This window comes from Janthinobacterium sp. EB271-G4-7A (assembly GCF_020858075.1).
Lineage (GTDB): Bacteria > Pseudomonadota > Gammaproteobacteria > Burkholderiales > Burkholderiaceae_D > Janthinobacterium > Janthinobacterium lividum.
In genome coordinates this window covers 384,039-409,909 of the sequence record NZ_JACYMI010000002.1, presented here as the reverse complement: position 1 = coordinate 409,909, position 25,871 = coordinate 384,039, and the positions used below count along the sequence as shown (strand labels likewise).

The following is a 25,871-nucleotide window of genomic DNA, read 5'->3' as shown; positions in this document are numbered from 1 at the left end:
TTAACTGTCCGGCTTGCGCCCTGTGAAAAACGGCCAGGCAAACACCACAATGCCTGCAACGACACATCCGGCCAGGCTAACGGCGACACCAAAAATGTACCACGCCACATCGACTCCGTGACTGTAGAGCGTTCCGACAAATAGTCCACTCACCAGCCAGACTAACATCGCTAGTTTAAGCAGAAAATATTTTACTTTACCGGTGGGACGATTCAGCCGCATTTGCTGAATAGCGGCCATGCCCATGACTAAACACGCCACACCAGCCGCAATTATCAAGCGTGAAACCGAATGCTCCATGTCGCAACCTGACTTGTAGTTGAGCCAGCGGGCCCAGAGATTAAAAGATCGAGGGCTTAAATCCAGCAGCCAATTATCGCTTGCCACTACATCGCCGGCTTGAGTCTGCACTACGGAACCCGTGCGGCCAGAGAGCGGAGGCGCAGCGTTCACTTTACAAATTCCCGTCCTTAGCGCCATGGGTCGAAGGACTCGCAAGCAGAAGCCTTGCCTCCCTTATTGGAGTACCAAACCGAAATACGGCACCTGACGTTGACAGCACCACAACCCAGCCAGCCTTGATTGTTATTTGATCAAATGGATTGGATTGATCCGAAACAAACGTCCAAACAGGTTCATGATTTTGCAGCGATTCCAAAACGACTACGCCGATTGAGCCGTGTTCCATAGCCTCTCCGCACTTGACTATGTACTGTCCACCATACAGCTCTTCTTGTGCCAGAATCGCGACATTGAGCCAACTGCCAAGCTCCTGTTCTTCATGTACTTTGGCCATCCAGGTTTCGTGCACTTCGTAGATATCACCGTTGGTGCACACGAGGCCATTGTAGCTTCGCACCTCTTGGTTCTTCCACTTTTTTGCCATCACTGTGATTGATTCCATATTTAGAAATAGGCGACTGCACGCCCTGAATTAAACAACTTGTATTCTGGCCCGTAACGGAATGCAAGAAGCAGCGCAAGCTTATTCCACATCCGCTCTTGGCCGGTTAATTGTCTGCACTTTGCCAGCAAAACTTTCAAGACGCCTAATGTGCTGCAGCGCGGCGGCTCCCCCCCCAGAATTAAAACCAGCCATACCCGAGCACCAGCATAACGCTAATGCAATTGGTAAATATGCTATATTTACTAACACTAAAAATCTAGACTCACGTCTGCGTCCGTTGTTATCGGTCACGCCGACCAGGCCAACCCGAACATCAATGGCGGCGGCGAAAAAAATAGTGAGCAGGATTACAGGCATGGCCAACGAGTTATCTTCAGCAAAGGCAAGATTATCCAAGTCACCAAGCAGAAGCGCCATCTGGCCGAACGCGATCTCGAAGCATTGGCAAAGAAATCCCGACCATGAAAATTGCTCGCCTGCTTTCCTCCAGTTTCCTCGTGCTGGCGGTGGCCCTCGTCGCTTATGGTCTTTTCGGCTTCTCCCGTTTTGCCTGGTACACCGGCGCATACTATGATGAACGCATGATCTTGTTCGATCACGGCTTCTATCCTTTTGCGTGGGGTATCGCGCTGCTGCTGATGGGGCAAATCGCCCGCTTGCACCATCGTCGACCGGCCATGCTGCTCGCCGCTGGCGCCGCCCTGGTGCTGCTTGTCTGGAAGCGTGCAACAGTGCCCGCTCCTATCGCCAATCAGCAACTTTTCCCTGATCCAGCTTTACTGGAGGGACTGATTGTTACCGCTGTCGTGGTCATCGTCCTGGCGCTGATAGACCGTCCCGTCGAGCAGGCCATCCGCAAGGCTCTTGCCCGTACCCCGTGATCTCGGGGGCCAGAGCCACTCGGATACGCTCTCGGCATGAAAGAATCATTGCTGCGATATGAGTTGCTGAATAGCCCTCCGATACTTTGCCACCCGCTCCAAATCCTTCTGCGTCGGATTCTCTATCCTCGACAAGTCGCTATTCTCTGCCAGATCAGCCAGCTTGACGGCCTTGCCGACGGGGTTCAATGCTGCGCGGGCGATGAACGCATCGTAGGACTCGCCTTCGATCTTGGTCACGGCGCGCACGCCGTCGATGACTTCCTGCGAGAACCCTTCGCGTGCCAGGTCGTCAAAGGTGACTTTGCCGTCGCTGTCTTCCACCACATCATGCAGCACGGCGACAATCTGCTGGGCGCCGGGGGCGACGCGCAGCATGACGCGCAAGGGGTGGAGAATGTACGGCGCGCCGCCCTTGTCCGTCTGGCCGGCATGGGTGGCGGCGGCGATTTCAATCGCGCGCTCCAGGGTGCCGCGTCTTGCGTGTTCACTCATGTTCACTCCTTGTTCACTCCACGTTGATTGATGCGTTCGTTGCGCGCCAGCCGCGGCGCTGCAAATGGCAAACGCTGGTGCACAGCACGGCTGGCAACAATAAATTGAGGACCGGTACGAGCATCAGCAAGCACAACAGCAGGCCCAGGGCAAAAATCACCGGACGCTGTTCGCTGCGCAACGCCGCTTGCTGTTCCGCGCCGAGCACATCTTCAGCTGCCGCGCCGTAGACCATCTGGACATTCCAGGCCAGCAAGTACGAGATCAGCACGCACATGGCCCACACGGGGATCAGCAGGGAAAGCAACAGCAGCAGACGCCGCCGCCAGGCGGGGGGCGCGGCGGACCGCTCCAGGCCGGCCGGTGCCTGCCACGCGACATAGCGGCGCGCCGCCACAGCCTTGGCGCGCTCCAGCAACAACCAGCGCAGCGGCAAGCGCGCCGTGCCGATGGCGCCGACGATAAAAACCATCCCATAGAAAAAGGCAGCCAGCGCCAGCAAGACCAGGGCGATCTGGCCGATCGACAGCAGGGCCTTGGCGGCGCTGCCCAGGCCACCGGCGATATTGCCCATCTGCGAAAGCGTGGCAGGCCCGTTGGCCAGTGTCCCGACGCCATCCATCACGCCCAGCCCCAGCAATCCGGTAACCGACACCAGCGCCAGCATGGCGCTCAGCTCGACAAAAAAACGGCCGAAGTAGCCATACAGTCCCAGCCACAGAGCCACGACCGCCATGCACCACAGCGCGGAGCGCCACCACAGCCCCGCATGACGCGCATCGCGCAGTCCCAGGCCAACGCACATGAAGGCTTCCCGCCAGGCCAGCAGCCAGGTTTGCAATATTTGTGTCACGCTCAAGCGTACTCCGCAGGGAAGGAGCGGATACGTCGATCCGTATGTTGCCGATTGTACATGGATCAGACTGGCGCACGCGCCGCCCTGGACACAGCGCAAAGCCGGCACCGGCCCTGCGTCTTCAAAAATTGCTATCGAAACGCAAAAGCCGTCGTGGCCTGTTCGGCAGGTTCGCGAGACGATGCATAACAGACCTGATTTCTGCCGGATGCCTTGGCCTTGTACAAGGCCTTGTCAGCGAGTTCAACCAGCTCGACCGCCTGGTTTTCCAGGTGTGTCGGCATGAAAGCCGCCACGCCGACGCTGGCCGTCACCACGCCAAGGGGATTGCCCCGATGCTCGATGCCCAGCGATTGCACGGCATCGCGAACGCCCTCCGCCACCGCCAACGCGCCCGGCAGATCCGTACCGGGCAATAAAATGACCAGTTCCTCGCCACCATAGCGCGCTGCAAGGTCGCCCGGTCTGCGCATGCTGTAGGCCACCACTTTGCCAATTTTTCGCAGGCACTCGTCGCCGGCCACATGGCCATAGATATCGTTGTATTGTTTGAAGAAGTCGACATCGATCAAGACCAGTCCCAGAACGCTTTTTTCACGCTGCGCACGGCTGAACTCGGCAAGCAGCGACTGATCGAAGTGGCGCCGGTTTGCCAACCCTGTCAGCCCATCCTGGCTGGCAAGACGGGCCAGGGTTTCATTGATCAATTCCAGCTCATTGCGCGCCTCGAGCAGTCCCGCCTCGCTCTTGACCCGCAAATCGATTTGCCGCACCACGCGGTATCCGATGAAGGCAATCAGCAGTACCAATACGCCGCCCACCGCGTTCTGTAAAATCGTATCGAGACGCCATTCGGCAAGCACCTCATCCTGTGACAAGGCGGCAGAGACCACCAGCGGGTACTCCTCGATTCTTCGGTAGCTATTGATGCGCGTCACGCCATCGACTCCCGACTTGATCACGGCAGTGCCAACGGGACTTTTGGGTAAATAATCATGAAACACGGGGAATTGTGAAATATCGCGCCCCAGCAAACTTTCATCGAATGGCCTGCGCAATAAAAGAATACCCGCTCCATTTGCGATGAAGATGGCGCCCTTTTCCCCTATCGAAAAACGTTCATAAAACAGCCTGAAATAATTCATATTGAGGGTCGCCAGCACCACCCCGCCGAAACTTCCATCAGGCATATTGATCCGCCGCGACACCGTGACTATCCAGTGTCCCGTCGATTTGCTGCGCACGGGAGGTCCGACATAGGGTCCCCGATCCTCATGCGTTAGATGGTAATTGAAATAATCTCGATCGGAATTATTCAGATTGCTCAACAGCGCTTTCTGGGAGTTCACCAGCCAGCTGCCATCCTTGGCGTAGATGAAGATGCCATGCAGCTGCGGCAGCTCGGCAACACGGGTGACCAGCAATTTATGGATACGGGCCAGTTCAAGCTCGGACACGCCGTCTGTCTCCACCCGCTCCACCAGTCCGACCAGCACCGTATCGGCCTCCTTGATGGTGTCATAGGCATGCTGTGCAACGGATTGCGCCAGGTTGGCGCTTTCACGGGCCGCTTCATTCAGCTGCACTTCCCGTGCGCGCAAGGTCATCCATAACTGGATCGCCAGGAGCGACAGGCACACCAGCACGACAAATGAGATAGCCAGCGGCAGCAAGGAAAAACCACGGAAGCCAGCTCCCAGCAATCGTGGCGGCAAGCTGCGTGACCTGATCATGGATACACTCCCGGTTTGATATCCGGCAAAGTGTGCACCAAATAGGCAGCAACATACTCACACATCGTAACAAGCAAGATATAAAAAAGTTACTACCACACTTGCTGCGCAACGTGTCCTCTCGGCTATGGCATCGCTGCCCCCAGCGCCAGTTCGCAATTGTTTGCGGTAGAGCAATCCCATATTGAACGGAATGCGAAACAATGCCAGCTCTCCCACCGTTTCGCCTAGCGGAGTTGACCATGCTTGAAGTTCAGTCCAGGGATAAGCGCGGCTTCTTCATCCTGCCCCAGGCTTCGGAAGGTGCAGGCTACTACGTCTATGGCAATCTGCACCACATGCCAAGCTCTGGTCATCTGGCCCAGTATGCGTACCCCAGCATGCTATCCCTAATCTTTTACATCGCACGTGAATGGCAGGCCATTGATGATGGGAAATTTGACATCGGCAATATCAGTATCGCCGGAGGGTTAGGGTACGACAAGCATGTCAGCCACCGAAAGGGCATTGAAATGGATTTACGCCCCATGCGGAAGGACAAGCTGGAAGGCCAGTCCGCACGCGTGTCGCGCTTTGATGACGTGCATGACCGGAACGCCACCATCAAATTGATACGCCTGTTTCTGCAGCACCCAATGGCCACCACGGTATTCTTTAACGATGGCGAGGTGCAAAAGATGATAGCCGGTGGGCCCGTCCGGTCTCTGAAAGGGCACGACGACCATCTTCAGCTTGAAATCAGAGAACACTGATGAATATTCACCTTGCATGCTGCGCCATGGCGCTCGTTCTATTCTCACCGTCGCAAGCCGCTGACAAGCAGCCGGTATGGACTGGCGAACCCCGGCCCATGCGGGGTGACTATCAGATCTATGGTGGAATGTTGTCCGAAATGCTACCGCCCACGCGAAACGACCGGAAAGTGGCAATCATGGTCATAGGGGGATTGGCAAGGGAACTGTTTACCCAGATTGGCCCCGATGTGAAACAGGAGCAGGCATGCAGTTTTTCGGCGGACTACCGGGAGCGGTGCAGGGGAGATATTGCCTGTGTTCATACAAAAGGGGCAGAATACGAATGCTATTTCGGACTGGACCTGCGTACGGGAAAAGGGACGTCTGGAGCGATCTGCTAGCCTGAACGCTGCCTGGCGTTGGTAAAACCAAGGCCAGGCACATGACGCAGCAGCAGCAGCAGCAGCAGCAGCAGCAGCAGCCTACCCTACCGCCGGCTCAACGGCACATACTCCCCCGGCAAGCTGGCCGCTTCCAGCGCATCGGCAAACGCCAGCAAAAACTTCGCCGGGCCATGCTCGGAAACGAGCAGCGAGGCGCCCTTGTGGCGCAGCAGTTTCAATACTTCCTGCTGGTGCGCCTGGTATTCCTGCGAATGGCCATAGAAGGTCTGATACATCTCCAGCGTTTCCATGGCTTTCGCGGCCAGGATGAATTCGGGTTTGTCCATCATATCTCCTCTTGATCGGCTCGGAAACACAGCAGACGCAGCATTCGTCTGCTCTGCGTACAGCCATCACCGCCAGCATGGCCGCACTTCCATCATACGCCTCAACTCAGCTGTCACCAACAGCGCGCACCTAGGCCCGGTAAGGCTCGCCCGACAGGATGCCCTGGTACTGGCTGAGAGTCGCACCGATCTTCATGCCCTCGGCGTCGATATCGTAGAAGCGGATATCCTTGCTGTGGCCGCTTCCGCGCACCTTCACCACCGATACGACGCGCTTGAACTGGCCTTCGAGTTCGATGTAGCGCTGCATGACGATGGCGTCGGCCAGGAAAGCGTTGCCATAGGAACTGAATCGCAGCATGGTGTACTGGTCTTCCAGCTCGGCCGTCATCAGCACGGACACGCCCATGTCCGTCAAGGCCGCCACCAGGCGATACAGCGATTCGCGGAAATCCTCGCGGAACATGGACGCCAGCGCCATTTCAAAGCCGGATAGCGAGTCGATGACCACGCGCTTGGCCCTCATGCGCGTGATCATGCTCAGCAGGTCGTGCAGGATTTCATCGAGCGACAGGTCGAGCGTACGCGTGTTGATCACGCCGATCTGGCCGGAATCGACGAGGGCATTCAGCTGATGGCTGAGCAGCTGGTTCGGGCTTTTCTCGAAGGCGGCGATCACGCCGGGCTCGCCGCAGCGCACGCCTTCCGCGAGAAATTGGGTGGCCAGCACGGTCTTGCCGGAACCTGACGGTCCCACCAGCAGCAGCGAATAGCCGGCCGGCAAGCCGCCCCCCATCATCTGGTCGAGCTCCGGCACGCCCAGCGACAGGCGTTCATTACCGGAAATGCTGACCTTTCCCGTGCCACTGGCCTTCAGCACGGCGCGGGAAAAGATTTCCACGCCATCGTCATTGATGCGGAAGGTATGCGCGCCCAGGCTTTGTGACTGGCCGCGCATCTTGACCACCTGGATCTTGCGCACCATGGCGTCGCGGTGCACGAGCTGCGACAGCCACAGGATGCCATCGGCGACCGTGAACACGGCGCTGGACTCAGCCTCGGGTGCCAGGTATTCGCCGATCAGGAAAGTCGTGGCCAGCCAGCTGGTCATTTGCGCGCCCAGCTGCTGCACAAAATTCTGCAGGCCGGCAGCGCCCGTGTCCATGGACTTTGCCGACTGCACCACGGAGCGGAAGGAGTCGACGAAGACGAGGCTGGGCGAGAACGCCTCGACCTCTTCGGCGATGCGCGCCAGCACGCGGTCGAAATCGCCCTCCAGCAAGTCAGCCGACAGATTGACGAACTTGATCGACTGGTTGATCTTGTCCACGTCGAAGAAAGGAAACTGCTGCTGATAGCGCAGCATCTTCAGCGGTGGTTCGCCCAGTACCGTGAAAAACAGCGCCTTGCGCTCCGGCGCGGCGAGGGAAAACATGATCTGGTGCGCCAGCGTCGTCTTGCCGCTGCCGGGCGTGCCCGCTACCAGATTGAAGGAAAACTCCGGTATTCCGCCGCCCAGCAGTTCGTCCAGCCCCGGCACGCCAGTGGCCAGGCGTTGGATGGTGACTTTGTTCATTCGTTCGGCTCCGTTCCAGCATTATTCACAACGTCATCACCCCAGGCCTTGAGGAGGATGCTATTCGTTAAGAGTTCGCCAATTAATAAAATAAGGGTGTTGATGAAGTGCATCATCATCGCCGTGCTCGCCGCGCAGGCGGCGGTCTCTGCCTGTCCCTGCAAGCTGGCGCGCAAGGCTCTCATGGCAGCTTCCAGCGCTTGCGGCGGATGGGGCGTCAGCCAGTTGAACTGTTTCTGACTCTGGTGCAGGCTGCGGGCATACATCGACTCCACGCCCCGCTCACCAATGATCTGATTCAACTCAGTGGCCAGCTGCTCCCAAAGGCGAATACTGACGTCTACCACCGCACCTGGGTCGCGTAACAGCGCGTGCTCTATCCTGCGCTGCCGCTGTTCATGGACTGTGGCCATAATCGGATCTTTTCTCTGCGGTTTTCGGTGCATGGACCATGTTAAAAAAAAGCATCAGGACTCCTTCGCCCGTCAGCGGGTAACCTTTGCCGTGATTATTTTCGACAAAGCGTCGATATTGATGGGTTTTACCAGGTAATGGTCAAACCCTGCCTGGCCAGCACGGTCGAACTCGCCAAGCTGGCTGTATCCGGACGCGGCGACAAAGCACGGCAGCGGCGGCGGCAGGGCCGCGCGTGCAGAACTGATGACTTGAAAGCCATCCATGCCCGGCAAGCCGATATCGCATACGATCACATCGTAGGGTGCATCGAGCGCGGCGCGCAAGCCACTGGGGCCGTCATTGCGCACATCGACATGGTGGCCATCCTGCGTCAGCAGCAGCGCTAGCAGTTCCGCCGCATCGGTATTATCCTCGATCAACAATATGCGGCGTGGCGATGCATGCGCCGCATGCTCCACTTGCAAGTGCTGCGACGGTGGCGCCAGCGACGACAGGGGCAGCTGCAAGACAAACTGGCTGCCGAAGCCGACCCCTGCGCTGAACACGTCCACGGTTCCCCCATGCAGCTGGGTAATGATACGCACCAGCGACAGGCCGATACCCAGGCCGCCCTGCGCCCGTTCCAGCGAGCGGAATCCCTGCGTAAACAGGTCAAAAATGAAGGGCTGGATATCGAGGGCGATACCGGCGCCATCGTCGGTGACGGCAATTTCCACCAGATTATCGTGGCGCCTGACGACGATGTCGATGTGGCCAAACTCGTGCGTGAATTTGCTGGCATTGATGAGCAAGTTGGCAAACACCTGTGTCAGACGTACCAGGTCCCCTTCGATCACCAGCGGTTCGTCCGGCAGGCTCACGCTCAGCACTTGCTGGCGTTGGCTGATGCTGGCCTGGCCAACTTCCATGGCGCTGGCGAGAATGTCGCTCAGCAGGATGGGCGCCAGCTGCAAGGTAATCTTCCCGCTGCTGACGCGCGAAGCATCGAGCAAGTCGTCGATCAGCCGCGCCATGTGCGCCACCTGGCGGCCGATCACGCCATGCACATGCGCCAGTTGGGGATCGAGGTCGACCTTCTTGGCCAGCAAGTCATTGGCCATCGCCAGTGGCTGGAGGGGATTGCGCAACTCATGCGCGAGCATGGCCAGGAATTCCGTCTGGCGCAAGGTCGTCGCCTCGGCGGACGCTTGCATGTCCTGCGCGCCAAACGTTGCCAGCACGAGGTTTTGATTGGCTTCGCGCAACTGCATGATCAGCAGGCCGAAGGCGTCGGATTTATCCTTTTCCTGCACCTGCATCTTGGCCATGATCAACAATTGATTGATCGTCTCCCGCAGCAGCTTGACTTCGCGGCTATGCAAGGCATGCAGATTGTGCTCGGGGGGGGGCAACTGCTGGGCGGACGCATCCTCAGGATCCGGCGAGAGTGCTGTGTAGTGCATGGTGACGGTGTACGGCCTGTGGGGGCCGGCCTCAAGGACAACTCTTCGCTCCGCGGCGTTCACTCAGACATCGCCGCGCACGCCAGCTCTATTGCTGCATACGGTGTATTGCTTTCTATCCGAACACGATACTCTATTTCCCTTACCAAATGAAAGCATTAGATTACTTATCGTCAACAGTGCGCAGGGGTAGCACGTAATTGGCCAGCTGCCAGCCCATGGCCAAGGCAGATTGCTCCGCTTCGTGCTGCGTCTCACGATTTTCCAGATTGGCTTGCCTGACATCTTCGAAGCCGCACTTGCTCAGCACCAACTGTCCCTGCCAGCACCCCTCGGGCAGTTCGCAAGCGTAGGCCGAGATCAGGAACCCGTTATGGGTGGTGGGATTCGCATAAGACATGAGGCCTCCGTGGGATTGCCAGCGCCGCCGAGAACAAGAACCACGGCTGTCATTGCAGTATAGCCAGACTTAGTCTAACCGCAATGCGGCCCGAATTTCATTTAAATCAAATACATACGCATCAGTTCGTCTCAAGGGAGGGTCCGCACGCACGCATTGGCAGCGTTTGGCATCCCGTGCAAAAATATGTGCTTCGATACCCTCCCCCCGCATTGCCCTATGGACCAATACCATTTCCTCGTCGGCGAATTCACCAAGGATAGTCCCTTCATTCCCGCCGCGGCCAGCGCGCAGCTGTTCGCCTGGTTCGCGCACATCGGCGAACCCGTCGAGCGCTACGGCAGCAAGAGCGGTAAGGTCGTCAAGTTTTCGCAGCGAAACTACGAGAAAACCCTGTTGGCGCCCGATACCAGCAGCATCGAGTTGTTTTCACCTCGGATCTTGCCGCCCGACGAGGCCGACGAGGTCACGAACTGCGACGCGCTCGCCGTGTATGAGCCGACAGTTTCGCTGCTGCTGGCGATGCGCGCCAGCAAGCTGCCGTTGCAACAGCTGTTCGACGGCGCGGCAAGCATACCCGGCTTGCTGGATCATTGCGAGTATGTGTACGGCTATAGTGAAACCCTGGGCTACGGCACCGGCTACGCACGCGGCTACCGGCAGCTCGATGCAGCCCATCCGATGACCTTTGGCACTCCTTGCCCCGCAAATAACTGGGCCGCCATCAAGCGGCGCGGGTTGCAAGCTTCGCACCTGCGCGATGTATATCCCGTCAATATCTTCAACCACGGAAAACTGGCTGCGCTGCCGCCGCCAAGACTGCAGGCATTGCGCCAGAGCATGCAAGCCCATGGCCGCAGCGAAGAGAAGCATGGGCGGATCCACTGGTTTTTATCGAACGAGGAACTGGACGCCGCCCGCGCCGTACTGAACGCACACGCCATGCTGGGCGCCTACATCAACAATTGATACCCATGACCACACATTTATCGCTGCACTGCTATCTGCAGGACGAGGCCGCAGAACGCCCCAAACGCTGTTCCGACGTCACCATACAGGCCGACCCGGCCACCCTGCGCGCCATCGCCCACTTCCTGCTGGCCAGCGCGGACACCTTTGATCAGGCGCAAGACCGGGCCGGCATGCACGCCCATCTGCAAGACGAATGGGACGGCTGGCAGGCTAACTTCCCCGACCTCGTCGTGGTAGCGGCCTGAGGTGAGGCTTAGAATGGCGCCCCGGCTGGCGCGCGTCGGGTAACATACCCCACCTTTGCCATACAGAGAACACTCGATGCCCCATTCCCGATACGCCCTGCCGTCGCTGCGCACGGCCGTGCTGGCCGCCGCGCTGGCCAACCTGTCCGCCTGTGCCAGTCCCCCCGCGCACGAAACGCTGTTCCTCGCCACCACCTTGACGGCCCCGCATTCCTTCACCAAGGGCATCGAAGGCCCGGCCGTGGATGCGGATGGCAATATCTATGCCGTCAACTTTGCGCGCCAGCAGACTATCGGCAAGGTCAGCCCCGGCGGCATGGGCGAGGTGTACCTGAGCCTGCCCGGCACCAGCATCGCCAACGGCATCCGCTTCGGCAGCCGTGGGCAGATGTACCTGGCCGACTACATGGAACACACGATCTACCTGGTCGATCCGGCCACGCGCGCGCTGACCATCCACGCGCGCGAGCCGCGCATGACGCAGCCGAACGATATCGCCATCACGCAGGACGACGTGCTGTATGCGAGCGACCCGAACTGGAAAGAAAACACGGGCCGCGTGTGGCGCATCGCGGCCGATGGCACGGTGACCCTGGCGCTCGATACCATGGGTACGGCCAATGGCATCGAAGTCAGCCCCGACGGCAAGATCTTGTATGTAAATGAAAGTGTGCAGCGCAATATCTGGATGTATGACATCGGCGCGGACGGCAGCCTGAGCGGCAAGCGCCTGCTGATCAAGTTCGACGATTTCGGCATGGATGGCATGCGCGTGGATGTCGACGGCAACCTGTACGTGACGCGCTACGGCAAGGGCAGCGTGGTGAAACTGTCGCCACAGGGACGCATCCTGCGCGAGATCAGCGTGCCCGGCGCCAAGCCCAGCAACATCACCTTCGGCGGCCCCGATGGCCGCACGGCGTACGTGACGGAAGTGGTGCAGGGACGGCTGCTGCAATTTCGCGTCGACCGCCCCGGCCTCGAGTGGCAGCGGGCACTGCAGCATAGGGCAAATGCGGCCAATGCGGCGGCGGCAGCGGCAGCCGCGCCACCGGCCGCAGCGGAGCAGGTCAGCGCGGAATGACGCGCTCCGCCTTCAGGCGCTCGAACAGGGCGATGAAGGCATCCTGCGTATCCTGGTAATCGAGAAAACCCGCCTTGCGGCTCTTGCCCATGTCCGTCATCACTTCCATCGGCCGTCCCAGGTCGGCATCCGTATGCCACCAGGAAGCGAGGCGGCTGATGTCGGCTTCCACCAGGCCGTGCTGCTGCGCGATGGCGCGCCACTGCGCGGGCGCATCCTGCATGCGCCCGGCCAGCGGCGCCATCGTCCCGGGCAAGTCCGCCGCCTCGACGCCAAAGTAGGCGGCCAGGCGCGGCCACAGCCACTTCCAGCGGAACACGTCGCCATTGACGATATTGAAGTCCTCGTTGCGCGCGGCGGGGCTGTCGGCCGCCCATGCCAGGTGGCGCGCGATCTGGCCCGCGTCCGTCATGTCGGACAAGCCGTGCCATTGGGCGCTTGAACCGGGAAAGACGAAAGGCTGGCCGCCGGCCTTGCACAGGCTGGCATACACGGCCAAAGTTAATCCCATGTTCATGGCATTGCCCAGCGCGTAGCCGATGATGGTGTGCGGGCGGTGCACGCTCCACGTAAAACCGTACTGCGCGGCCGCGTCGAACAGCCGGTCTTCCTGCTCATAGTAAAAATTATCAACATCCTGGCGGCCCTGCTCTTCACGGAACGGCGTGACGGGAACGCTGCCCTTGCCATAGGCATCGAACGGTCCCAGGTAATGCTTGAGACCCGTCACCAGCGCCGCATGGCGCAAGTGGCCAGTGGGGCCCAGGGCAGCCAGCACATTGGCCACCATGGCGCCATTGACGCGGATGTTTTCCTGCTCGTTTGCCTGGCGTGCCCAGGCCGTGAAAAAGACGTGGCTGGCGTCAAAGCCCGCCAGGGCGGCGCTTACGGCCGCGCCATCCGTGGCATCGAGCGGCAAGCATGCGCAGCCTGCGGGGACTGGCGTGCGGCCGCGCGAGACGCCCGTCACCTGCCAGCCCTGCGCCAGCAAATGCGTGGCCAGGCTGCTGCCGATAACGCCGCTGGCGCCGATAATCAATGCGTGCTTGTTCATGCGTACTCCCATGCCTGTGTAAAAAAACCATGATATATCGGACAGAAATTCTTATCCGCGATAGTATTTCACCTCATTCATGAATAATATTCTTCAATCATGTCAGAACACTTGAAAGGCATCGCGCCTTTTCTTGCCACCGCCGACGCCGGCAGTTTCACCAAGGCGGCCGCACGGCTGCACCTGAGCAGCTCGGCCGTGAGCAAGAGCGTGGCGCGCCTGGAATCGCGGCTGGGCGTGATCCTGTTCGAGCGCAGCACGCGGCGTTTACAGTTGAGCAGTGCGGGGCATGCCTATTACGCCACCTGCAAGCGCGTGCTGCAGGAACTGGTCGATGCGGAAAACGTGCTGGCCGAGCAGGATGGGGAGCTGGCAGGCAAGGTGCGCATCGGCGTGCCCGCCTCGTACGGCCGCCTGCGCGTCATGCCGGCGCTGCTGGCCCTGTGCGCGCAGTATCCCGGGCTGCAGCCATCGATCGCCTTCAGCGACCGCTTCGTCGACCTGTTCGAAGAGCGCATCGATATCGCCGTGCGCATCGGCACGCCATCGCACTGGCCCGCCGCGCTGGGCCAGATGCAGCTGGGGGCGGAACGCCTGATCCTGTGCGCGGCGCCCGCCTACCTGGCGCGACGCGGCACGCCCGCCGCCATCGGAGAACTAGAGCGGCACGACTGCATCGCCTATGGCCGTGGCGACGGTTCGCCCATGCCGTGGCTGTTCCCGGATGAGGACAAGGGCGGCCAGCTGGAATACCGCGTGGCCGCGCCGCGCATGACGGTGGGCGACGCCGAGGCGCGCACCGCCGCCGTGCTGGCGGGCCTGGGCGTGGCGCAGCTGGCCACGTGGCTGGTGGAAGAACACCTGGCGTCAGGCGCCATCGTCGCCGTGCTGCCGCAGCTGGCCACGCCAGGCCTGCCGTTGTATCTGGCATGGCCGCTGGCGCGCCAGTTGACGCCGAAGACGGGCACCCTGCTGCAGGAGTTGCGCCAGCGCCTGACGATCTGAGGATCTGAAGACGTGAAAAATCAGTACAACACGTTCTTCGCTTCCGGCAGTTCGACATTGGCCTTGGTGACGATCACCACGCCCGTGTTGACGAACGGCGCGACCTTCTTGCCTTCGATCAGGCTGACGAGGGTTTTCACGCCCAGCGCGCCCATCGAGTACGAGCCTTGCACGGCCGTCGCATACAGGGTGCCGTCCTTGACGAAGTTTTTCAGGTCTTCATTGCCGTCGAAGCCCACGGCGATCACCTTGCCAGCCTTGCCCGCCTGCGCGATGGCGCGGCCCATGCCCACGGCCGTCGGTTCATTGGCGCCGAAGATGCCCTTCAAGTCCGGATTCGAGGCCAGCACGTCGGTCGTCTGGTTCAGCGCCGTGGCCATCTGCGACTGCGAGTAATACGTGCCGACGATCTGCAACTGCGAGTTCTTTTCGATATAGCGCTTGAAGCCGCCCACCCTGCCCGTTTCGGAACCGGCGCCCGCCACATACGACATCACGGCGATCTTGCCCGTCTTGCCGACCTGCGAAATGAGGGCCTTGGCGCTTTGCTCGCCGGCCGCTTCATTGTCGGTCGAGAGGAAGGACTGGTAATAGCGCTTGCCGCTGTCGGCCACCAGCGAATCGATCAGCACCACGGGAATCTTCGCTTCCCACGCCTTCTTCAGGGCCGGCACCAGCGCGTCCGGGTCGGACGCGGCCAGCACAATGCCGGCCACTTTGCGCGTGACGGCATTTTCCACCATGCTGACCTGGTCGGCGATGGCCGATTCCGAGGCCGGACCCTGGAAGGTCAGGCTGTAGCCCTTGGCATCGGCGGCGCTGGCCGTGGCGCCCTTCTTGACGTTTTGCCAGTAGTTGGAATTGGTCGTCTTGACGATCACGGCGATTTCGCCCGGGGCGGCGAAGGCGGCGCTGGAGCTCAGGGCAAATACTGCGGTCGACAGACCGAACAGGATGGTGTTGAAGGCTTGGATGGTTTTCATTGTCGTCCTCATTTAATTATAGATTTATAGGTAAGACTGCGTTGCTGCACTGCCTCAGGCGCGGTTGCGCTTCTGATCGATCCAGACGGTCAGCAAGATGACCAGTCCGATAATGATTTGCTGGATAAAGCTCGATACCCCGTTCATATTCAAGCCGTTGCGCAGGATGCCGATGACGAAGGAGCCGATGACGGTGCCGGAAATGGTGCCGATGCCGCCGATCAGCGAGGCGCCGCCGATCACGGCGCTGGCGATCGCATCGAGTTCGTACATCACGCCTTCGTTCGGCTGCGCCGTCACCAGGCGGGACATCAGCACGCAGCCCGTCAGGCCCGACAGGGCGCCGGACAAGGTGTACACCAGCAGGGTCACGCGCCCCACCTTCACGCCAGACAGGCGCGCCGCTTCCGCATTCGAACCGACGGCATAGATATGCCGGCCAAAGGTGGTGCGGCTGAGCATGATGGACACGGCCACGGCGATCACCACCATCAGCACCACCGGATACGGAATGCCAGGGAAGACGACTTCGGGAAAGGTGCCGCCCGTGTCGCGCTCGATGCGCCACAGCACGCCGTTGCCCAGTTCGCCGAACGAGTCGCCCAGGCCGGAAATGGCGCGCGCGCCCGTCACCTGCAGCGCCAGGCCACGGGCGATCAGCATCATGCCCAGGGTGGCGATGAAAGGAGGCAGTTTCAATTGCGTGATGCAAAAGCCGTTGACGGCGCCGCACATGGCGCCCACCACGACGCCGCCCAGCATGGCGACCGGCACGGGCACGCCGCTCTTGACGAGCAGCGCGGCGGCCACGCCGGCCAGCGCCAGCACGGAGCCGGAACTCAGGTCGATGCCGCCCGTGATGATGACGCAGGTGGCGGCAATGCCCAGGTAGGCGATCGACGTCACCTGCAAGGCCACGCTCATGCCGTTGCTGACGGAGAAAAAGGCGTTGCTGGTCAGGGAAAACACCAGCAGCAACAGCGACAGGCTGCCCAGCGCGGCGAATTTTTGTATCAGTTCTTTATTCATTTTTTTAAGCTTTCTGTTTTTAATGGGCTGCCGCCTGGCCAGGTGCGGGACTGGCTACGCGCCCCGACGCCAGTTGCATGATCTCTTCCTGCGACGACTCGCGCGTATTGACGATGCCGCTGATGCGCCCTTCGTGGAACACGGCCACCCGGTCCGTCATGCCCATGATCTCGGGCAGCTCGGACGTGATCAGCACCACGCCGATGCCTTCCGACGCGAGCTTGTCGAGCAGCTGGTAGATGGCGAACTTGGCCCCCACGTCGATGCCGCGCGTGGGTTCGTCGAAGAAGATGATTTTCGATTCGCGGTACAGCCATTTGCTGATGACGATCTTTTGCTGGTTGCCGCCCGAGAGGTTGCGCGCGATCTGTTTCGAGGTCGGCGTCTTGATACCCAGCGCCGCGATGTACTGCTGCGCCACCGCTTCTTCCCTGGCGAAATCGATGAAGCCGAAACGGTTCGCCAGCCCCGAGACATTCGTCAGTGTCAGGTTGGCCGCCACCGACATGCGGATCGCCAGGCCGTGGCTCTTGCGGTCTTCCGACAGGTAGGCGATACCGTGGCCGATGGCGTCGATGGGGCTGGCGATCGTCACCGCCATGTCGCCCAGGTGGATCGCGCCGCCGGTGAGGGGATCGGCGCCGAAGATGGCGCGCGCCACTTCCGTGCGTCCCGCGCCCATCAGGCCGGAAAAGCCGAGGATCTCGCCGCGCCGCAAATCAAAGCTCAGCGGGCCGAAGACATCCTTGCGGTGCAAATCGGTCACGCGCAGCAGCACGTCAGCGGTCGGCGTCGAGACGCGGTCGGGAAATTTTTCATCGAGGGTGCGGCCCACCATCTTGGCCACGATGGCATCCAGGGTGGTGGCGGCAAAATCGTCGGTGCAGACGAATTTCCCGTCGCGCAGCACCGTCACCCTGTCGATGATGTGCTGCATCTCTTCCAGGCGGTGCGAGATGTAGACCACGCTCACGCCATTGCGCTTGAGTTCATTGATGATGTCGAACAGCTGGCACGTCTCGCTTTCCGTCAGCGACGACGTGGGCTCGTCCATGATCAGCACTTCCGTATTGAGCGACAGGGCCTTGGCGATTTCCACCATCTGCTGCTGCGCGCACGACAGGTTCTTGACCAGCTGGCGCGGGTCGATGCGCAGCTTCAAACGGTCCAGCAGCGCCTGCGCGTCGGCACGCATTTTTTTGCGGTCGATGAAGATGCCGCGCACCGGTTCGCGCGCGAGGAAAATATTCTCCGCCACGCTCAGGTGCGGGATCAAATTCAGTTCCTGGTGGATGATGGCGATGCCTGCCGCCTCCGCATCCACGCTGCAGGCAAAACTGCATACCTTGCCCTTGTAGACCAGTTCCCCCTCGTCGGCCTGGTACACGCCGCTCATCACCTTCATCAGGGTGGACTTGCCGGCGCCGTTTTCGCCGCACAGCGCATGCGCCTCGCCCTTGCGCAGGCTGAAACTGACATTGTCGAGCGCCAGCACGCCGGGAAAGCGCTTGCTGACCTTGTTCAGCGCCAGTATCTCTTCGGATTCATTCATGGTGTGTCTCCTCCACTCCACTGCCATAGGCCGGCGCGCCGATGTCTGAGCACCTTGGCGGCACGCCGGTCTGCTACTTCATTAACTGTCGATCAGCTGCGGATTCCAGGCATGCACGGTCTGGTTCTGCTCACCGAGGCCGTTGATCCCCAGGCGCATGGTGTCGCCCGGCTTCAGGTACACGGCCGACGGTTTCCGGCCCATACCCACGCCCGGTGGCGTGCCGGTGCTGATGATGTCGCCCGGGTACAGGGTCATGAAGCGGCTGATATAGCTGACCAGATTGGCCACGCCGAAGACCATCGTCCTGGTATTGCCGTCCTGCACACGCTTGCCGTTCACTTCCAGCCACAGGCCCAGGTTTTGCGGGTCCGCCACTTCGTCGGCCGTCACCAGCCAGGGGCCGATCGGGCCGAAGGTATCGCAGCCCTTGCCCTTGTCCCACTGGCCGCCGCGCTCCAGTTGATACTCGCGTTCGGACAAGTCATTGACGACGCAGTAGCCGGCTACGTGCGACAGCGCATCCGCTTCGCTCACATAGCGGGCGGTGGTGCCGATCACCACGCCCAGTTCCACTTCCCAGTCGCTTTTCTTCGAGTCCTGCGGCATCACCACGGCATCGTTGGCGCCGATGATGGCGCTGGTGGCTTTCATGAACAGCACCGGTTCAAACGGCACGGCCATGCCCGATTCGGCGGCATGGTCGGCATAGTTCAGGCCCACGCACAAAAATTTGCCCACGCCTTTCCACGGCGGCGCGATGCGGCCGGGATGGTCCACCACCGGCAGGCTGGCGATATCGATGGCGGCCAGGGTCGCCAGGCCATCCTTGCCCAGGGTCGCGCCCGTGATATCCGACAGCACGCCGGAGAGGTCGCGCACGGCGCCGTCAGCATCGATCAAGGCAGGTTTTTCAGCGCCCTTGGCGCCATAACGCATCAGTTTCATGGGGTTCTCTCGTTGTAGTGATTAATTTGACCAACCACCGTCGATCACATGGACCATGCCGGTGGTAAAGGCGGATTCATCGGAAGCCAGGTAGACGGCCAGGGCGGCGATTTCCTCTGCCCTGCCCACTCTTCCCATCGGCTGGCGTGCCACGAAAGCGGCTTGCACTTCATCGATGCTCACGCCCGTCGCTGCCGCCTGCGCGGCAATGCGTTCCTTCAGCGAAGGCGATTCGATGGTGCCGGGGCAGATCGCATTGCAGCGGATGCCGCGCGTGACAAAGTCCGCCGCCACCGATTTCGTCATGCCCACCACGGCCGCCTTCGAGGTACCGTAGATAAAGCGGTTCGGCGCGCCCTTCACGCTGGACGCCACGGACGACATATTGACGATGGAGCCGGCGCCCCTGGCCAGCATGCCGGGCAGCACGGCGCGCATCAGCCGGTACATGGAGCGCGCGTTGATGTCGAAGGAACGGTCCCAGGCCGCATCGTCGCAGTCGAGGATGGTGCCGCCGTCGACGAAGCCGGCGCAGTTGAACAGGATATCGACGGAGCCGATCTCGTCGGCCAGCGCGGCGATCGCCGCGCCATCGGTCACGTCGAGCCGGCGGATGGCGCAACCAGTCGCCTCCTTCAGCGCGTCGAGCTGGGACTGGTTGATATCGGTGGCGATCACGGTGGCGCCTTCGCGCACGAACGCTTCGGCCGTGGCGCGGCCGATGCCCTGGCCGGCGGCGGTGAGCAGGGCGATTTTGCCTTGTAGTCTGGCGGTCATGTTGTCTCCTTTGTTTTATATTTATTACCCCAACACCTGAACTGCCGGGGGTAGCCCCTCAGGGTCTGACCCCGGTCTTCGCTTTGGGGTCTACGACTAATCCATATGAAAAACCTGTTCCATCATCGCCCAGTGCTCGCCTTCGGCGCGCGAGGCCAGCGGCTGCTGGCACGGGGCGCAAAAGGTCCACCAGCGCTGCGTTTCGGGGTCGGCGGCGATGGCCGCCATGTCGGCTTCGAAGTCCTCGCCGTGGTATTCCCAGTAACCGAACAGCAGGTTTTCCGGCTGGCGCAGGAAGATCGAATAATTGCTGACATGCGCGGCTGCCAGTTTGGCCAGCACCTGCGGCCAGACAACGGCGTGCAGGGTTTTGTATTCGGCGATACGCTCCGGCGCGATGCCGATGAGCATGCCCATTCTTTTCATGGCGTTTCCTCGTTGATACCGTAAAAGCGCTGTGCGTTGAGGCCGAAGATATCGTTCCTGTCCGCTTGCCCCAGATGCGCCAGCAGCGCTTCGCTGGCGGCCAGCCACGCCGCATAGCCGCCGGCCAGGTCCACCACGGGCCAGTCGCTGCCCCAGATCACGCGCTGGGGGCCGAATACTTGCAGCACATGTGCGGCATAGGGACGCAAATCGTCCACGCACCAGCCGGGCCGCGCTTCCGTCACCAGCCCGGACAGCTTGCAATGCACGTTCGGCAGCGCTGCCAGCTGCGCCATGTCTTCGCGCCAGGTGCCGAAGGCGGCATCGGCTATCGGCGGCTTGGCCGCATGGTCGATCACGATGGGAAGCCGCGGATAGTCGCGCGCGCATTGCAGCAGCGCGGGCAGGTGGCGCGGCAGCACCAGCGCGTCCAGCCGCAAACCGTGTTCCACCATGGCGTTCAAAGCTGGCGCCAGCGCGGGATCGGCGATCCATGCATCGTCATCGAGATCCTGCAGCATGGGACGCAAGCCTTTGAGCTTGCCGTGCGACGCCAGGCGGGCGATATTGGCCGGCGCGTCGGGCGCCCGCAGCTCCGTCCAGCCCACGACGGCGCGGATAAAGCTGCTTTCTTCGGAGAGCGCCAGCAGCCCGTGCGTATCGTCTTCGGACGGCAGCGACTGCACCAGCACTGTGCCGGCGATGCCGTGCGCAGCCAGCAGGGGCGCCAGGTCGGCGGGCGCAAAATCGCGGTGGATGGCGGCCAGGGATGGCGGCGGCCAGCTGCCGGCACGCGCGGCCAGCTGCCAGAAGTGCTGGTGGGCGTCGATGCGCATCATGCGGCCACTCCCGCAGGCAGCGGCGCGCGCGCATCGAGCAAGTCCGCGTCCCGCAGCGCCAGCCACAGGGCGTCGGGCAGCGGCGTGGCGAACCAGTCCAGATTTTGCCGCAGCTGCGCCAGGTCCTGGCCGCCCGGGATGCAGGAAGCGACGGCGGGATGGGCGAGCGGAAACTGCAGGGCGGCAGCTTGCAAGGGCACGCCAAAGTCACGGCAGACGGCGTCCAGGCGCGCCACGCGCTTGAGTATCGCGGCCGGCGCATCGGCGTAATTGAATTTGCCGTTCCCGGCCAGCACGCCCGAGTTGAACGGGCCGCCGATCACGATGGCGTTGCCGCGCTCCACGCAGACGTCCAGCAATGGCGACAGCGAGGCCTGTTCCAGCAAGGTGTAGCGGCCGGCCAGCAGGGTGCAATCGAGGTCGAATTCCACCATCGCGCGCAGCACGGCGTCGCATTCGTTGACACCCAGGCCCACGGCTTTCACCTGGCCGCTGGCGCGCAGTTCATCGAGGGCGCGAAAGCCGCCGCCATCCGTCAGCTGGCGCCAGTAGTGCTGATCGCGTTCGCCATGCGTGGCCTTGCCGATATCGTGCACGAACAGGATGTCGATGCGATCAAGCCCCAGCCGCTGCAGGCTGTCGTCGTGCGAACGCAGCACGCCGTCATACGTGTAGTCGTAATGGGGGCGGAACGGCAGCGGCGCGGCAAAACCATCATCGCCTGGGCGCACGGAGGCGTCGGGCCGCATCAGCCGTCCCACCTTGGTGCTGACAACAAAATGATCGCGGGGCCGCCCGCGCAGCGCCGCGCCGAGACGGTGTTCGGACCGGGTGTAGCCATAGAACGGCGCCGTGTCGAAGAAACGCACGCCGGCATCCCAGGCGCCATCGAGGGTGGCGCGCGCCTGCGCATCGCTGACCGGGTGGTACAGGCCGCCCAGCGGCGCGCAGCCCATGCCGATGCAGGGCAGCGAGAGGCCGCCGCGCGGCAAGGTACGGCGGCGCGTGGTATCCATGACATCCATCACCGTGGCCCTCATGCTGCGCGCAGCGGGAAGCAGCCTGGCCCCACCGCCTCGAATTGTTTATAGGTCAGCACGAATTCCTGGTGGCCCAGGTCTTCCGAGCGGCTCAGTGCTCCATTGGCCACGTTCAGCACGGCGGCGACGATCTCCGCACCCACTTCTTCCAGCGTGGCCTCGCCCGTGAGGATCTTGCCGGCGTTGATATCCATGTCGTCGGCCAGGCGCTCGAAGGTCTGCGGATTGGCGCACACCTTGATGACGGGCGAAATCGCCGAGCCCACCACGGAGCCGCGGCCCGTCGTGAACAAGGTGATGTGGGCGCCGCAGGAAATGAGTTCGACGATTTCCGCGTTGTCCGACACGTTAGGGAAACCGAAGCGCGGCTCGCCGTCCGGCACCACGTCGAGCAGGTACAGGCCGCCGCCCGCCGGCTGATCGCCCGGTTTCAAAATGCCGACGATGGGCGAGGAACCGCTCTTGGCGTAGGCGCCCAGCGACTTTTCTTCCTGCGTGGTGAGGCCGCCATCGGCATTCCCCGGCGAGAAGCTGCCATGGCCCATGATGGTGTAGTAGCGGGCCGCCTTGGCCACGGTGTCGACGATGGCGTTGCCCAGGTCCGGGCTGACGGCGCGCCGCTGCATGTGGTATTCGCAGCCGACCAGTTCACCCGTCTCCTCGAAGATGCAGGGGCTGCCGGCCGCGATCAGCGTGTCGAACGCCACGCCGACGGCCGGGTTGGCGCTGATGCCGCTGGTGCTGTCGGAGCCGCCGCAGATGGTGGCCACCACCAGTTCATCGATGCCCATCGGCACGCGCTCCTGCTGCGCCAGGTGCTCGAGGGCCCAGCTGATCCACTCGACGCCGCTGCTCACGCTGGGGCGCGTGCCGCTGTTTTCCTGGATGGTAATCGTATGCACGGGGCGGTCGCTGTCGGCCACGGCGCTGGAGAGGCCATATTTGTTGAAGCCTTCGCAGCCCAGGGACACCAGCAGCACGGCGCCCACGTTCGGATGCGTCAGCAGGCGGCGCATCACCTGGTCCGCGTATTCATTGGGGAAGCAGCCCGTAAAGCCGATCAGGTGCACGGGCTGGCCGGGAAAGGCGTTGACCATCAGGCGCGCCACGTGGTGCGCGCATTCGACCATATAGGCCACCACCACGATATTGCGGATGCCCTTGCGGCCATCGGCGCGCAGATAGCCCGACAGGGCCGGTGTCGTTACGGGAGCGTTCATGCTTGGTCGTCCTTGTCCAGGAAATGGTGGCCGTCCTGGCCCAGGGTAAACGTGGGGATGTAATCGCTTGCCAGGTTGTGGGTGTGGATATGCTCACCGATGGCGACGGGGGCCGTGATGCTGCCGATCAGGGCGCCGTAGCGCAGCACCTTGTCGCCCACGGCCAGCGCGCGGCGCGCCACCTTGTGGCCGATGTGGATGTCTTGCGCCAGGGTGACGGGCAAGCCATCGATGGCGACGACGTCGCCGCAGGCCAATGCCGTCCTGGCGATCAGGCAGTTATCCTCGGGCGACATCAGCAGCAGGCTGGCAGGCTGGGAAGCGAGGCTCATGGCGCACCCTCCCCAGCAAGGATGGCTAGGCGCCCGGCTGGCTCAGTTTTTCGCGCGTGCCGATCGAGGACAGCATGGTGCGGCGCGAGGAATCCAGGTGCGAGCGCATGCCCTCGAGCGCCTTCGGTATGTCGTGCTCCGCCAACGCGCGCAGGATCGCCAGGTGCTCCTGCACCGCGTACTGGTTGCGGCCTTTTTCCTCGCCCTTGTCCCACTGGTAATGGTAGTGGAAGACAAACGAGACGATATCGTAGAAGCCCTGCGCGAAGCGGTTGTTCAGCAAGCCGATCAGAAAGGTGTGGAACTCGCGGTCCAGCGCCGGAAACGCGTTGTGGCGCGTGTCGATCCTGGCCGCCAGCTTCTCGTGCTGCTTGATCAGCCGCGCCAGTTCCGCATACGCCGGATCGCCGTGCGGCAGGTGCGCAAACTGCTCCACGGCCGCCATCTCGAACATGCGCCGCATATCCGCCAGTTCGGTGGCAAACGAGCGGTCGAACGCGCACAGGCGCCAGCCACCGCGCGGTTTCTTTTCGATCAGGCCGAAGCGCGAAAAGCCGATCAGGAATTCGCGCACGCTGACGGTACTGGCGCCCGCCTCGCGCGCCAGCTCCGCTTCCGAAAATTCCGCGCCGGGCGGCATGTCGCGCTGGTACACGCGTTCCATCAGCACTTGCTGGATGCGCTCCGCCCCCGACTGCAATTCGGAGATATCGAAGTAGTCGCCCGGTATGGGCTTCCTCAGCAAGCGCCGGTCCGCCGGGCTGGCGATCAGCCGCCGCGTCGACAGGTAGGCGATCGCGCTGCGGATCGCCGTGCGGCTGCCCTGGCAGATGGTGGTCAGGAACTGCTCCGTCGGCAGCATCTCGCCCACTGCGGCATTCTCGGCGAGAAATTGCAACAGCAGATTGGTACTGCGCTTGAAGACGGTGGCGGGTTTGGACATGGATGAATGAACGCGCTATGCCAGCGAAGGGGAAAGTGGATGAGTGGGCCATTTTAGTCGATATCGGATTGGATCGGCATGCCGAAAAAGAAACAACTGCGTTGACCGGGGCGTTCATGGCAGCGCTCCCGGCGCCAGCATGGCGCGCAGGCGCGGCTGCGCCAGGGAGGGACAGAGCTGCCGCGCCAGCGATGCCACGGGCGCCATGCGGCGCGCGATCTTGCCGGCGTGGTGCTGGGCGATGTCGGCCAGGCGGTGTGCGAGGAAGGGATTGCCGAAGCGCTCCCTGACCTGCGCCACGTAGGCCAGCGCGGCGTCACCGTGCTGCGCCCCCATGGCGGCAAACACGGGCAGCACTTCCTCGTGCCATACCGCTTCCAGCGCGGCGCGCATGGCGCCATCGTCCATCGCCTCGCGCACCGTCATGCCGGCCGGGCTGCCCCGCTCCATCCACAGCTGCGCCAGATAGGTGTGGCCCAGGTTGAGCAAAAACAGCTTGCGCTGTTCATATTCGCGCAGGCTGCCCGTCACCACCACTTGCGGGTGGCGGCACGGCAGCAGCATGCCTTCCTGCGCCTCGATGGCCCACAGGGCATAGGGCTCGGCCACCGCGCCTATCGGTTCGATCGGTTCGGAAACGATGCGGTCGACCAGGGAATTGATCCACAGGCAGCCCGTTTCCAGGTAGCCGATGAACGCGGCAGCGCAACCCCACTGCCGCGCCAATGTCACGATCACCTGGCGCAGTACATGGCCGTTGTCGGCCACCAGTTCGCACGGAAAAATCGAGATGGGCGCGGCGCCGGCCAGGAAGCGCCCGTGCAGCAGCACCAGCAGCTTGGCGGGAAAGCTGGCGGGAACGGCCGCGCCGTCGAGCATGCCGGCGTGGTCGGCGTCATCGAGCTGGTAGCCCGTGTCGCCCGTATTCGAGATGATCACGCGCGCGGCCACGGCCGCATCGCGCACCTGCCGCCAGTCGCTGCCGGCTTGCCACGCCTGCGTGACGGCGTCGGCACGGCGCTCTTCATCGACTTGCGCGCCGTCCTGCCAGCCGCGGATGCGCACGGGGTAGCCGTCGCTGCGGCGAAACGCCGCCACCCTCGCCGCGCCCTGCGCGCTGTGCGTGGTCTGTACGATGGTGATATTGCCCAGCGCCTCGCCTGTCTTGGCCGCTTCGCTGACGAACAGGTCGGCGTGCGCCTGCAGGAAGCGGCTGGTGCCAAATTGAAGTATCGGGTTGATGTCGCTCAT

30 protein-coding genes are annotated in these 25,871 nt (G+C 62.0%); 6 read left to right on the top strand and 24 right to left on the bottom strand.

Annotation, left to right across the window (positions count from 1 at the left end; all coding sequences use genetic code 11):
* The 3 genes from IGS58_RS19400 to IGS58_RS19390 form a co-directional block, all read right to left on the bottom strand.
* Positions 1–387, bottom strand: coding sequence for a hypothetical protein (locus IGS58_RS19400; RefSeq protein ID WP_230522425.1), 387 nt, complete (start codon positions 385–387; stop codon positions 1–3).
* Positions 388–454: 67 nt separating this feature from the next.
* Positions 455–889: a hypothetical protein gene (locus IGS58_RS19395; protein WP_139144184.1), complete on the bottom strand. Its 435-nt coding sequence runs from the start codon at positions 887–889 to the stop codon at positions 455–457.
* A 96-nt stretch (positions 890–985) separates the two neighbouring features.
* Positions 986–1,324 (bottom strand): hypothetical protein, encoded by a 339-nt coding sequence (locus tag IGS58_RS19390; protein WP_230522424.1) that lies wholly within the window; start codon positions 1,322–1,324, stop codon positions 986–988.
* Positions 1,325–1,368: 44 nt separating this feature from the next.
* Between IGS58_RS19390 and IGS58_RS19385 the strand changes: the two genes are divergently transcribed.
* Positions 1,369–1,788 carry a hypothetical protein gene (locus IGS58_RS19385; protein ID WP_070257563.1) on the top strand — a complete coding sequence of 140 codons (420 nt, stop codon included), beginning with the start codon at positions 1,369–1,371 and terminating at the stop codon, positions 1,786–1,788.
* 45 nt (positions 1,789–1,833) lie between these two features.
* Here the strand turns inward: IGS58_RS19385 and IGS58_RS29205 are convergent, their stop codons facing one another.
* The 3 genes from IGS58_RS29205 to IGS58_RS19370 form a co-directional block, all read right to left on the bottom strand.
* Complete coding sequence (locus IGS58_RS29205) at positions 1,834–2,283, bottom strand: hypothetical protein (protein WP_329958012.1); 450 nt, start codon at positions 2,281–2,283, stop codon at positions 1,834–1,836.
* A 13-nt stretch (positions 2,284–2,296) separates the two neighbouring features.
* A complete protein-coding gene (locus IGS58_RS19375) occupies positions 2,297–3,142 on the bottom strand; it encodes a hypothetical protein (protein WP_139144182.1) in 846 nt (281 codons plus the stop codon).
* A 128-nt stretch (positions 3,143–3,270) separates the two neighbouring features.
* Positions 3,271–4,872, bottom strand: a complete 1,602-nt coding sequence (locus IGS58_RS19370) for a sensor domain-containing diguanylate cyclase (protein ID WP_230522423.1) — start codon at positions 4,870–4,872, stop codon at positions 3,271–3,273.
* Positions 4,873–5,114: 242 nt separating this feature from the next.
* Here IGS58_RS19370 and IGS58_RS19365 point away from each other — a divergent pair, with 242 nt between their 5' ends.
* Positions 5,115–5,624: a hypothetical protein gene (locus IGS58_RS19365; RefSeq protein WP_139144181.1), complete on the top strand. Its 510-nt coding sequence runs from the start codon at positions 5,115–5,117 to the stop codon at positions 5,622–5,624.
* Positions 5,625–6,093: 469 nt separating this feature from the next.
* On the opposite strand, the gene IGS58_RS19360 is transcribed toward IGS58_RS19365, so the two are convergent.
* The 5 genes from IGS58_RS19360 to IGS58_RS19340 all read right to left on the bottom strand — a co-directional run bounded on the left by IGS58_RS19360 (position 6,094) and on the right by IGS58_RS19340 (position 10,171).
* Entirely contained in the window at positions 6,094–6,336 is a 243-nt protein-coding gene (locus IGS58_RS19360; RefSeq protein ID WP_070221783.1) for a hypothetical protein, read from the bottom strand.
* A 130-nt stretch (positions 6,337–6,466) separates the two neighbouring features.
* Complete coding sequence (locus IGS58_RS19355; RefSeq protein ID WP_070257557.1) at positions 6,467–7,912, bottom strand: ATPase domain-containing protein; 1,446 nt, start codon at positions 7,910–7,912, stop codon at positions 6,467–6,469.
* Positions 7,909–8,325 (bottom strand): hypothetical protein, encoded by a 417-nt coding sequence (locus tag IGS58_RS19350; protein WP_070257556.1) that lies wholly within the window; start codon positions 8,323–8,325, stop codon positions 7,909–7,911. The genes IGS58_RS19355 and IGS58_RS19350 overlap by 4 nt, the downstream gene beginning before the upstream one ends.
* A 72-nt stretch (positions 8,326–8,397) precedes the next feature.
* Positions 8,398–9,771: a hybrid sensor histidine kinase/response regulator gene (locus tag IGS58_RS19345; protein WP_230522422.1), complete on the bottom strand. Its 1,374-nt coding sequence runs from the start codon at positions 9,769–9,771 to the stop codon at positions 8,398–8,400.
* 163 nt (positions 9,772–9,934) lie between these two features.
* On the bottom strand, positions 9,935–10,171 hold the full coding sequence (locus IGS58_RS19340; RefSeq protein WP_070257555.1) for a hypothetical protein: 237 nt from the start codon (positions 10,169–10,171) through the stop codon (positions 9,935–9,937).
* 219 nt (positions 10,172–10,390) lie between these two features.
* Here IGS58_RS19340 and IGS58_RS19335 point away from each other — a divergent pair, with 219 nt between their 5' ends.
* The 3 genes from IGS58_RS19335 (at position 10,391) to IGS58_RS19325 (ending at position 12,472) form a co-directional block, all read left to right on the top strand.
* Positions 10,391–11,140 carry a hypothetical protein gene (locus IGS58_RS19335; protein ID WP_070257554.1) on the top strand — a complete coding sequence of 250 codons (750 nt, stop codon included), beginning with the start codon at positions 10,391–10,393 and terminating at the stop codon, positions 11,138–11,140.
* A gap of 5 nt (positions 11,141–11,145) precedes the next feature.
* Positions 11,146–11,388: an Imm32 family immunity protein gene (locus IGS58_RS19330; protein WP_070257553.1), complete on the top strand. Its 243-nt coding sequence runs from the start codon at positions 11,146–11,148 to the stop codon at positions 11,386–11,388.
* A gap of 76 nt (positions 11,389–11,464) precedes the next feature.
* Complete coding sequence (locus tag IGS58_RS19325; protein ID WP_230522421.1) at positions 11,465–12,472, top strand: SMP-30/gluconolactonase/LRE family protein; 1,008 nt, start codon at positions 11,465–11,467, stop codon at positions 12,470–12,472.
* Here IGS58_RS19325 and IGS58_RS19320 read toward each other — a convergent pair.
* Positions 12,459–13,526 (bottom strand): SDR family oxidoreductase, encoded by a 1,068-nt coding sequence (locus IGS58_RS19320; protein WP_230522420.1) that lies wholly within the window; start codon positions 13,524–13,526, stop codon positions 12,459–12,461. The genes IGS58_RS19325 and IGS58_RS19320 overlap by 14 nt on opposite strands.
* Positions 13,527–13,625: 99 nt before the next feature.
* Here IGS58_RS19320 and IGS58_RS19315 point away from each other — a divergent pair, with 99 nt between their 5' ends.
* Positions 13,626–14,531 carry a LysR substrate-binding domain-containing protein gene (locus IGS58_RS19315; protein ID WP_230522419.1) on the top strand — a complete coding sequence of 302 codons (906 nt, stop codon included), beginning with the start codon at positions 13,626–13,628 and terminating at the stop codon, positions 14,529–14,531.
* 20 nt (positions 14,532–14,551) lie between these two features.
* On the opposite strand, the gene IGS58_RS19310 is transcribed toward IGS58_RS19315, so the two are convergent.
* The 12 genes from IGS58_RS19310 to IGS58_RS19255 form a co-directional block, all read right to left on the bottom strand.
* Positions 14,552–15,514 carry an ABC transporter substrate-binding protein gene (locus tag IGS58_RS19310; protein WP_070257550.1) on the bottom strand — a complete coding sequence of 321 codons (963 nt, stop codon included), beginning with the start codon at positions 15,512–15,514 and terminating at the stop codon, positions 14,552–14,554.
* Positions 15,515–15,568: 54 nt separating this feature from the next.
* On the bottom strand, positions 15,569–16,543 hold the full coding sequence (locus tag IGS58_RS19305; protein WP_070257549.1) for an ABC transporter permease: 975 nt from the start codon (positions 16,541–16,543) through the stop codon (positions 15,569–15,571).
* A 19-nt stretch (positions 16,544–16,562) separates the two neighbouring features.
* Positions 16,563–18,095 (bottom strand): sugar ABC transporter ATP-binding protein, encoded by a 1,533-nt coding sequence (locus IGS58_RS19300; protein WP_230522418.1) that lies wholly within the window; start codon positions 18,093–18,095, stop codon positions 16,563–16,565.
* An 81-nt stretch (positions 18,096–18,176) separates the two neighbouring features.
* On the bottom strand, positions 18,177–19,043 hold the full coding sequence (locus tag IGS58_RS19295) for a fumarylacetoacetate hydrolase family protein (RefSeq protein ID WP_230522417.1): 867 nt from the start codon (positions 19,041–19,043) through the stop codon (positions 18,177–18,179).
* A gap of 21 nt (positions 19,044–19,064) precedes the next feature.
* On the bottom strand, positions 19,065–19,820 hold the full coding sequence (locus IGS58_RS19290) for an SDR family oxidoreductase (RefSeq protein WP_070282603.1): 756 nt from the start codon (positions 19,818–19,820) through the stop codon (positions 19,065–19,067).
* Between the two features lie 96 nt (positions 19,821–19,916).
* The gene (locus tag IGS58_RS19285; protein WP_230522416.1) at positions 19,917–20,246 is read right to left on the bottom strand and encodes an L-rhamnose mutarotase; all 330 of its coding nucleotides are present in this window, start codon (positions 20,244–20,246) and stop codon (positions 19,917–19,919) included.
* On the bottom strand, positions 20,243–21,085 hold the full coding sequence (locus tag IGS58_RS19280) for an amidohydrolase family protein (RefSeq protein WP_230522415.1): 843 nt from the start codon (positions 21,083–21,085) through the stop codon (positions 20,243–20,245). The genes IGS58_RS19285 and IGS58_RS19280 overlap by 4 nt, the downstream gene beginning before the upstream one ends.
* A complete protein-coding gene (locus IGS58_RS19275; RefSeq protein ID WP_442908373.1) occupies positions 21,082–22,101 on the bottom strand; it encodes an aldo/keto reductase in 1,020 nt (339 codons plus the stop codon). The genes IGS58_RS19280 and IGS58_RS19275 overlap by 4 nt, the downstream gene beginning before the upstream one ends.
* A 20-nt stretch (positions 22,102–22,121) precedes the next feature.
* A complete protein-coding gene (locus tag IGS58_RS19270) occupies positions 22,122–23,345 on the bottom strand; it encodes a UxaA family hydrolase (protein WP_034781960.1) in 1,224 nt (407 codons plus the stop codon).
* The gene (locus tag IGS58_RS19265) at positions 23,342–23,677 is read right to left on the bottom strand and encodes a UxaA family hydrolase (protein ID WP_070257544.1); all 336 of its coding nucleotides are present in this window, start codon (positions 23,675–23,677) and stop codon (positions 23,342–23,344) included. The genes IGS58_RS19270 and IGS58_RS19265 overlap by 4 nt, the downstream gene beginning before the upstream one ends.
* Positions 23,678–23,702: 25 nt before the next feature.
* The gene (locus IGS58_RS19260) at positions 23,703–24,620 is read right to left on the bottom strand and encodes a GntR family transcriptional regulator (protein WP_034781954.1); all 918 of its coding nucleotides are present in this window, start codon (positions 24,618–24,620) and stop codon (positions 23,703–23,705) included.
* A 114-nt stretch (positions 24,621–24,734) separates the two neighbouring features.
* Entirely contained in the window at positions 24,735–25,871 is a 1,137-nt protein-coding gene (locus IGS58_RS19255) for a mannitol dehydrogenase family protein (RefSeq protein WP_230522413.1), read from the bottom strand.

What these genes read in the sequence shown, in the direction of transcription:
- IGS58_RS19390 (WP_230522424.1), bottom strand. Translation starts at nt 1,324, where the DNA reads ATGGCGCTTCTGCTTGGTGACTTGGATAATCTTGCCTTTGCTGAAGAT.
- IGS58_RS19385 (WP_070257563.1), top strand. Translation starts at nt 1,369, where the DNA reads ATGAAAATTGCTCGCCTGCTTTCCTCCAGTTTCCTCGTGCTGGCGGTG.
- IGS58_RS29205 (WP_329958012.1), bottom strand. Translation starts at nt 2,283, where the DNA reads ATGAGTGAACACGCAAGACGCGGCACCCTGGAGCGCGCGATTGAAATC.
- IGS58_RS19370 (WP_230522423.1), bottom strand. Translation starts at nt 4,872, where the DNA reads ATGATCAGGTCACGCAGCTTGCCGCCACGATTGCTGGGAGCTGGCTTC.
- IGS58_RS19365 (WP_139144181.1), top strand. Translation starts at nt 5,115, where the DNA reads ATGCTTGAAGTTCAGTCCAGGGATAAGCGCGGCTTCTTCATCCTGCCC.
- IGS58_RS19360 (WP_070221783.1), bottom strand. Translation starts at nt 6,336, where the DNA reads ATGGACAAACCCGAATTCATCCTGGCCGCGAAAGCCATGGAAACGCTG.
- IGS58_RS19355 (WP_070257557.1), bottom strand. Translation starts at nt 7,912, where the DNA reads ATGAACAAAGTCACCATCCAACGCCTGGCCACTGGCGTGCCGGGGCTG.
- IGS58_RS19350 (WP_070257556.1), bottom strand. Translation starts at nt 8,325, where the DNA reads ATGGCCACAGTCCATGAACAGCGGCAGCGCAGGATAGAGCACGCGCTG.
- IGS58_RS19345 (WP_230522422.1), bottom strand. Translation starts at nt 9,771, where the DNA reads ATGCACTACACAGCACTCTCGCCGGATCCTGAGGATGCGTCCGCCCAG.
- IGS58_RS19340 (WP_070257555.1), bottom strand. Translation starts at nt 10,171, where the DNA reads ATGTCTTATGCGAATCCCACCACCCATAACGGGTTCCTGATCTCGGCC.
- IGS58_RS19335 (WP_070257554.1), top strand. Translation starts at nt 10,391, where the DNA reads ATGGACCAATACCATTTCCTCGTCGGCGAATTCACCAAGGATAGTCCC.
- IGS58_RS19330 (WP_070257553.1), top strand. Translation starts at nt 11,146, where the DNA reads ATGACCACACATTTATCGCTGCACTGCTATCTGCAGGACGAGGCCGCA.
- IGS58_RS19325 (WP_230522421.1), top strand. Translation starts at nt 11,465, where the DNA reads ATGCCCCATTCCCGATACGCCCTGCCGTCGCTGCGCACGGCCGTGCTG.
- IGS58_RS19320 (WP_230522420.1), bottom strand. Translation starts at nt 13,526, where the DNA reads ATGAACAAGCACGCATTGATTATCGGCGCCAGCGGCGTTATCGGCAGC.
- IGS58_RS19315 (WP_230522419.1), top strand. Translation starts at nt 13,626, where the DNA reads ATGTCAGAACACTTGAAAGGCATCGCGCCTTTTCTTGCCACCGCCGAC.
- IGS58_RS19310 (WP_070257550.1), bottom strand. Translation starts at nt 15,514, where the DNA reads ATGAAAACCATCCAAGCCTTCAACACCATCCTGTTCGGTCTGTCGACC.
- IGS58_RS19305 (WP_070257549.1), bottom strand. Translation starts at nt 16,543, where the DNA reads ATGAATAAAGAACTGATACAAAAATTCGCCGCGCTGGGCAGCCTGTCG.
- IGS58_RS19300 (WP_230522418.1), bottom strand. Translation starts at nt 18,095, where the DNA reads ATGAATGAATCCGAAGAGATACTGGCGCTGAACAAGGTCAGCAAGCGC.
- IGS58_RS19295 (WP_230522417.1), bottom strand. Translation starts at nt 19,043, where the DNA reads ATGAAACTGATGCGTTATGGCGCCAAGGGCGCTGAAAAACCTGCCTTG.
- IGS58_RS19290 (WP_070282603.1), bottom strand. Translation starts at nt 19,820, where the DNA reads ATGACCGCCAGACTACAAGGCAAAATCGCCCTGCTCACCGCCGCCGGC.
- IGS58_RS19285 (WP_230522416.1), bottom strand. Translation starts at nt 20,246, where the DNA reads ATGAAAAGAATGGGCATGCTCATCGGCATCGCGCCGGAGCGTATCGCC.
- IGS58_RS19280 (WP_230522415.1), bottom strand. Translation starts at nt 21,085, where the DNA reads ATGATGCGCATCGACGCCCACCAGCACTTCTGGCAGCTGGCCGCGCGT.
- IGS58_RS19275 (WP_442908373.1), bottom strand. Translation starts at nt 22,101, where the DNA reads ATGGATACCACGCGCCGCCGTACCTTGCCGCGCGGCGGCCTCTCGCTG.
- IGS58_RS19270 (WP_034781960.1), bottom strand. Translation starts at nt 23,345, where the DNA reads ATGAACGCTCCCGTAACGACACCGGCCCTGTCGGGCTATCTGCGCGCC.
- IGS58_RS19265 (WP_070257544.1), bottom strand. Translation starts at nt 23,677, where the DNA reads ATGAGCCTCGCTTCCCAGCCTGCCAGCCTGCTGCTGATGTCGCCCGAG.
- IGS58_RS19260 (WP_034781954.1), bottom strand. Translation starts at nt 24,620, where the DNA reads ATGTCCAAACCCGCCACCGTCTTCAAGCGCAGTACCAATCTGCTGTTG.
- IGS58_RS19255 (WP_230522413.1), bottom strand. Translation starts at nt 25,871, where the DNA reads ATGAGCGACATCAACCCGATACTTCAATTTGGCACCAGCCGCTTCCTG.